Source organism: Prosthecobacter sp. (genome assembly GCF_049294395.1).
In the GTDB taxonomy this organism is placed as follows: Bacteria; Verrucomicrobiota; Verrucomicrobiia; order Verrucomicrobiales; family Verrucomicrobiaceae; genus Prosthecobacter.
The window spans coordinates 1-4,619 of sequence record NZ_JBAQCR010000246.1 but is presented as its reverse complement, the minus strand read 5'-3'; the positions used below and the strand labels follow the sequence as shown (position 1 = coordinate 4,619).

9 protein-coding genes are annotated in these 4,619 nt (G+C 59.1%); 2 read left to right on the top strand and 7 right to left on the bottom strand.

All coding sequences use genetic code 11. From position 1 onward, the window contains the following. Positions 1 to 114: 114 nt before the first annotated feature. From WAW39_RS17265 to WAW39_RS17235, 7 genes are all read right to left on the bottom strand, one after another. Entirely contained in the window at positions 115 to 411 is a 297-nt protein-coding gene (locus tag WAW39_RS17265; RefSeq protein ID WP_422320429.1) for a hypothetical protein, read from the bottom strand. Continuing rightward, positions 408 to 665, bottom strand: coding sequence for a hypothetical protein (locus tag WAW39_RS17260; protein WP_422320428.1), 258 nt, complete (start codon positions 663 to 665; stop codon positions 408 to 410). Before WAW39_RS17260 ends, WAW39_RS17265 begins: the two co-directional genes overlap by 4 nt. A 2-nt stretch (positions 666 to 667) precedes the next feature. Then, a complete protein-coding gene (locus WAW39_RS17255; protein ID WP_422320427.1) occupies positions 668 to 883 on the bottom strand; it encodes a hypothetical protein in 216 nt (71 codons plus the stop codon). Further along, positions 880 to 1,398, bottom strand: a complete 519-nt coding sequence (locus tag WAW39_RS17250) for a hypothetical protein (RefSeq protein ID WP_422320426.1) — start codon at positions 1,396 to 1,398, stop codon at positions 880 to 882. Before WAW39_RS17250 ends, WAW39_RS17255 begins: the two co-directional genes overlap by 4 nt. An 84-nt stretch (positions 1,399 to 1,482) precedes the next feature. Beyond that, positions 1,483 to 1,962 (bottom strand): hypothetical protein, encoded by a 480-nt coding sequence (locus WAW39_RS17245; RefSeq protein ID WP_422320425.1) that lies wholly within the window; start codon positions 1,960 to 1,962, stop codon positions 1,483 to 1,485. A 53-nt stretch (positions 1,963 to 2,015) separates the two neighbouring features. After that, the gene (locus WAW39_RS17240; RefSeq protein WP_422320424.1) at positions 2,016 to 2,441 is read right to left on the bottom strand and encodes a hypothetical protein; all 426 of its coding nucleotides are present in this window, start codon (positions 2,439 to 2,441) and stop codon (positions 2,016 to 2,018) included. Further along, on the bottom strand, positions 2,442 to 2,693 hold the full coding sequence (locus tag WAW39_RS17235) for a hypothetical protein (RefSeq protein ID WP_422320423.1): 252 nt from the start codon (positions 2,691 to 2,693) through the stop codon (positions 2,442 to 2,444). An 84-nt stretch (positions 2,694 to 2,777) separates the two neighbouring features. Between WAW39_RS17235 and WAW39_RS17230 the strand changes: the two genes are divergently transcribed. Then, positions 2,778 to 3,743 carry a helix-turn-helix domain-containing protein gene (locus WAW39_RS17230; RefSeq protein ID WP_422320422.1) on the top strand — a complete coding sequence of 322 codons (966 nt, stop codon included), beginning with the start codon at positions 2,778 to 2,780 and terminating at the stop codon, positions 3,741 to 3,743. A 9-nt stretch (positions 3,744 to 3,752) separates the two neighbouring features. Then, a complete protein-coding gene (locus WAW39_RS17225) occupies positions 3,753 to 4,451 on the top strand; it encodes a hypothetical protein (RefSeq protein WP_422320421.1) in 699 nt (232 codons plus the stop codon). Positions 4,452 to 4,619: the final 168 nt, after the last annotated feature.

The following is a 4,619-nucleotide window of genomic DNA, read 5'->3' as shown; positions in this document are numbered from 1 at the left end:
TGCCTGCGGTGGTGATGAGGGGTTGGTGGTCAGAGGTCAGCTTCTCAGCTGAGGCGTAGAGAATGAGGGAGGATGATTCGAGAGAGGGCATGAGGGATGGTGGGTTGGGGTTGTTTACCAGCGGGGCGGCTCGCAGCCGAAGACGGCGCAGGTGATGGCGTAGCCGATGGCCAGGACTGCATGAGCACCGAAGATCCCGGTGATGCAGAAGAGGAAGAAGGGCTGGGTGTAGCCGTCGTCACGATAGGCCTCGCCAAGCTGGCGCTCCTGGATGCGGCGATGGCGGCGGATGAGCTGCTCATTGCGCCCGGGTGTGGTGGGCTTCTTGAGCTGGGCCAGCAGGCAGGCGAGAACGATCAGGCCGATCATGCCGAGCACGGTTTCTGCGACGGATGGGATGTAGGTGCTCATGGCGCTTCCTCCGTGGTGGTATTGTTGACTGAGAGCCGATCAGCGAGCCAGCAGGCGGCGGCAGTGAGGCAGCACTGGACGGAGAGGGAGGCCAGGCAGCACGCGGCAGTGAGTAGCGGGCTGTTGGTGGCATAGGCCACGCAGATGCCAGCAGCGCAGCTGAGCAGTGTGGCCAGCAGAGCGAAGTTGAAGCAGGCACTGAGCAGCGGGCGTTTGCAGCGATACGCTGCGGCGGGTGGGGCGTAGGGGTTCATGATCAAGCGTTCCCTCCGGTTGGCATGGATGCTGGCTTCACGATGAACGTGCTGCTCTGATTGGCTGCGGCGGCGAGCACCTCGCGGTGGCTGATGGGAGCCACGTGGATTCCGCGTGCGATCTGCGCGTGTGCGAGATCTCGCAGATTCAGAGTCATGGTGCGTACGGCAAAGGCCGCGCTTGGGTTGCTGCTGTGCTGTGGGTGGTCTGTTGTCATGGGCTTGGGTGTGCTGTGGTTTCGTGGGGGAAAGTTTCAGGCGGAGCGGGGGCGAAGAGATCCATCTGGCGCGGATCATTGAGCTGCGCGGCGTTGAGCGTGGCTTTGCCGCGTCCCTTCATGGGGATGACATTGGCCGGCAGTGGTGCGGTGTTAGACTCGCCACCGGAGGCGATGTACTGCGCAAAGCTTTTCCAGCCGGGCAGCTCCTGCTCAATGGCCTGCATCAGGGCTTCACGCGGGCCGTGGGTGCTGCGGATGATGAAGCTGAGCAGCGCGGCCTTGGTGATGCTCCAGCGCATCTTGTGGCCGATGCCCTGCTTGTTCACGCCGCCGTTGGCGTTCACGGGGGCGTTGCATTCGATCTGCTTGTTGCGGCAGAGGCGCAGCACGGTGCGTGTGCTGTAAGGAGCGCCAAGGATGTCTGCCACCTGAGCGCAGGTCATCTCTGCCGTGGCTTCACGGGCAAAGCGGCGGACGCGTGGGTCCAGGGCTTCAGGGGGCGGGGTGCTCATAAGAGGGGCGGCGGTGGTTTGCAGTGGCGGCGTGGGTTTGAAGGAGCTGCGCTGGTGGGTGTCTATCCCACCAGCGCGGCGGGCTTAGCGTCTGCGGAACAGCCAGCGCTTGATCAGGCTGAACACAGGCAGGTCCATGGGGACGGCGGTGCGTGGGTTGAGCGGCAGCGCGAGGTGCACGGCATCCGTGGTGGCGACGACTTGCGGTGCCAGATCTGGCAGCGTGTTGTCGCGCACCCGGGAGGTGTTGCGGTGCTCCTGCAGCTGCACGCGGCGCTCCATCGCTTCGCGCTTCAGCCGGGCTTCTGCTTCCAGCCAGGCTTGGGAGGCCTGAGTGTGGAGCATCTGCCGTGCGGCGGCGTTTTCCTGCCTGGCCTGGGCGGCTTCAGCTTCGAGCTGCTGCACGCGGGCCTTCAGTTGATCCCGTTCACTGTCATCACGGAGGAAGACAGTGGCGGGCTTCATGGTGCTCAGGGCGGATGAGGCCCGTTGCAGGTTCACGCGGGTCACGGCCTGCGGTGGCAGGCTGAGGCGGCGTTTGAGGGTCAGGGGCTGGGCTTGCATGGGTGTGTTGTGCTTGGGGTGGGGAGATGCCGGGCTACCGGCAATGCGGAGATTCAAGCGGCCTGCTGCAGGCGGGTGCGCACGCGCCTGGCGAGTGCTCCGGGGAGATCGTGCAGATCCACCTGCAGGAAGCGTGCGGCCATGCGGCGCTGGGCGGGTGTGGCCAGAGACTCTTCAATGCGGGCCTCGGCTTCGGAGGTGCAGAGATCCACGCGGTTGATCAGCAGCGGGCGGGGTGCTTTGACTTCGCACTGGCCGTCGCAGTTGATATCGCCGCAGGCATCCTTGGCAGCGGCTTCCAGCACCGTGGGTGCTTCGACCAGGACGCGCAGCGCATCGGCGCATTGCTTGAGCGTGTCCCGCTGCGTGCGCATCAGGGCGGCGCTGTCCAGCATGCCGTTGTTGCGGCGGGTCTCAGCCTGGGTGGTGAGTTCAGCGATCTGGCGGTCCCAGTCAGCGAGGAGTTCGGCGGCGTTCATTTACGCTGCCCTCCCTTTAGGTTTCACTACAGCGGCTTCAGGCCACTGGAGCTTGTTCTTCTTGAGCCAGGTGGCGTATTTCTCAACGAGGCTATGGCTGGTGCGTTCGCCGGTGAGGACGCGGAAAAGGTGTGAGGGATCTTTGCCGATTTCGGCGCAGAAGACTACGGAGCCGGGAAACTTCGTAACACTCCCTGATGGTCTGCCTTTGCTAGGCTCTTTGCGTTTGCGTGCGTTATTAATTGCGGGCATATTGCGACTAATATCAACCGAACTAATATTCTGCAAGTGGAAAATAATACCCCCGCTGATTTTTCGAGCTATTTACGCACGCTTATGAGCGAGCGTAATATCACTCAGGTGATATTAGCGCAGACCGTGGGAGTGACCCAGGGAGCCGTGAGCGGCTGGCTCAACGGTGGAATTCCCAAAATGGACAAGCTGATCAAAATTGCAGAGACTCTGCAGGTGCCGCCTGAAGATCTGATGTTTCCTGGCCGCGCTCGGTCACCCGTTACTGATGGCGTGGCTATTGCTAAAATAGTGGGAGGGACACCCGAATTGCAGAGGGCAATCGTGAATGCTTCTGCTCAAGTCTTGAATGACAGAGTGCTCAGAGAAGATGTGACGCCATACGTGACTGGTGCACGTGCAACGCTGAAATCAGCACGTGAAGCCAAGGGTATAAGTCAGGCGGAGCTGGCTAAAGCGATCGGCTACAAAGATCCGAGCACCTACATCAACATTGAGGAGGGCCGCAGTCAGATGGGAGAGAAGATGATCAAGAAAGCGGCCAAGATCCTTGGCCTGGACGAATCAGACCTCATGAGTTCTGAACATCCCGTCGATCGAAACCCTGACAAAGGCACCTTTGGTGCGATCCCTGAAATCAATCTGCCGCCCGGCATGACGGCGAAGTACGTGCCTTTATTATCTCTAGCTCAATGCGGACCGAACATGACATGGACAGATGACGGCTACACGGGAGACGGTGTTTTAGCGATCGACTGCAAAGATCCCAAGGCCTTCGCGGTGAAGCTCAGCGGTGACAGCATGTCACCCAAATACGACCCGGGCGACACGGCGATCATCTATCCCTCGTTCACGCCACGCAATGGTGACCTGGTGCTGGCACGCCTGCATGATGAGTACGGCGGCGATGTGATGATCAAGCTCTACCAGTCCAGTGCTGACTCTGTCACTCTCAGCAGCTACAACCCCGTGTACCAACCCACCAGCTTTCCACGCGAGGCCTTTGCCATTCTCTATCCCGTCATTCAGATCACGAAGAAGCTCAGATAAACAATGCTCATGAAAACACTGCTGAAGATCCTATCTTTCATCATCGTCTCTGCCCCCATGGTGGAGGCCCAAACACAACTGAGGCAAGTCACACCTCAAGCCATTCAGACGCGTGGTGTTCCAGGGCGATATCGCATCCTAATCACGAGATCGTTGAAATCTTATGATGAAGTGCAGATCATGAGATTCACCAAAGTAACTATTAGCTTCACGCACCGGACCGGAATGGAGACGCTCGGACTGGATGATATGCCCATCGAAGTACAGCAGGCATGCAACTACGTGCCAGAAGTTTCAATCACTGCCAATGAGACACAAAAGACATCCTCAACCCCCGAACAGATTGAGAGCATCAGGCGCTCTGAGACTCGCAGGTATCTCCAGCTAATGGAAGAAGAGAACGGGGCTGTGATGTGTCATGCCTGGGGCATTGGGGGAAGCAGAGATCCTGAAGTGATAGCCCTGCGGAAAACTGGGAAGCAACTCACGGAATATAAGAACGAGTTTATTTATCCTCTTCATAAGACAGACCGATTTTCGCCTCAGCATGAAAATGCGGTGGTGGTAGGATTGAATTGGATTAACAAGAACGAATCGACGGTGGTGCTTTCCTTGTATCTGGTCAAAAAAGGTGGTGCGGCTGAGCCTTATGTCTATGCCACCAGTCTTACTGAGGCTGCCAAGTATTTGGCGGCGAAAAGTAAATAGCAGGCAGCTCACCAAAGATCCAAAAGGCCGCGCATCCCTGTGCGGCTTTTTTGTGCCTGTGAGGTGCTGACATCTGGTCGTCCTGGTCAGGTGCTGGAGTGGGTGGGGTGTGGCTGAATGGGGGTGCGCTTAGCCGTGCTTGTTCCTCGGGGGGAACCGGTGGTGCAC

Bases quoted from the DNA above. Each gene is read 5' to 3' on its own strand.
- WAW39_RS17265 (WP_422320429.1), bottom strand. From the start codon at position 411: ATGAGCACCTACATCCCATCCGTCGCAGAAACCGTGCTCGGCATGATC.
- WAW39_RS17260 (WP_422320428.1), bottom strand. From the start codon at position 665: ATGAACCCCTACGCCCCACCCGCCGCAGCGTATCGCTGCAAACGCCCG.
- WAW39_RS17255 (WP_422320427.1), bottom strand. From the start codon at position 883: ATGACAACAGACCACCCACAGCACAGCAGCAACCCAAGCGCGGCCTTT.
- WAW39_RS17250 (WP_422320426.1), bottom strand. From the start codon at position 1,398: ATGAGCACCCCGCCCCCTGAAGCCCTGGACCCACGCGTCCGCCGCTTT.
- WAW39_RS17245 (WP_422320425.1), bottom strand. From the start codon at position 1,962: ATGCAAGCCCAGCCCCTGACCCTCAAACGCCGCCTCAGCCTGCCACCG.
- WAW39_RS17240 (WP_422320424.1), bottom strand. From the start codon at position 2,441: ATGAACGCCGCCGAACTCCTCGCTGACTGGGACCGCCAGATCGCTGAA.
- WAW39_RS17235 (WP_422320423.1), bottom strand. From the start codon at position 2,693: ATGCCCGCAATTAATAACGCACGCAAACGCAAAGAGCCTAGCAAAGGC.
- WAW39_RS17230 (WP_422320422.1), top strand. From the start codon at position 2,778: ATGAGCGAGCGTAATATCACTCAGGTGATATTAGCGCAGACCGTGGGA.
- WAW39_RS17225 (WP_422320421.1), top strand. From the start codon at position 3,753: ATGAAAACACTGCTGAAGATCCTATCTTTCATCATCGTCTCTGCCCCC.